2 rRNA genes are annotated in these 461 nt (G+C 46.0%); both read right to left on the bottom strand.

Annotation, left to right across the window (positions count from 1 at the left end):
- Window positions 1-88: ribosomal RNA gene (gene rrf / locus LE190_RS22260) — 5S ribosomal RNA — on the bottom strand; the annotation flags it as partial.
- Window positions 89-213: 125 nt separating this feature from the next.
- A 23S ribosomal RNA gene (locus tag LE190_RS22255) occupies window positions 214-461 on the bottom strand; the annotation flags it as partial.

Genomic DNA, 461 nt, shown 5'->3' with positions numbered 1-461 from the left:
CCTGTTACGGCAATACCATCGGCTCTGGCGGGCTTGACTGCTCTGTTCGGAATGGGAAGAGGTAGACACCGCCGATATAGGCACCTAAAAATCTTTATTGGATGATCTATGATATTCTTATCATGTGATTCATGCCAAATGACATATGTATTGAAAGAGTTACGTTTCCTGTCTGTTTCAAAAATTAAAGAGGAAGACAACAGTGTCTGTCTGCTTGAGAAAGCTTCGGGCTATTAGTACCACTTGGCTTTGGTCTCTCAACCTTTACACCTATGGCCTATCAACGTAGTCATCTTCTACGACCCTATAAGGAAGTCTCATCTCGTGGCTAGTTTCGCACTTAGATGCTTTCAGCGCTTATCTATTCCAGACGTAGCTACCCTGCCGTACACCTGGCGGCATAACAGGTTCACCAGAGGTCTGTCCAACCCGGTCCTCTCGTACTAAGGTCAGATCCACTC

It is taken from the genome of Massilia hydrophila, assembly GCF_020208145.1.
GTDB lineage: Bacteria > Pseudomonadota > Gammaproteobacteria > Burkholderiales > Burkholderiaceae_D > Telluria > Telluria hydrophila.
Note: the sequence above shows the minus strand (reverse complement) of the source record. Positions and strands in the feature narration are given on the sequence as shown.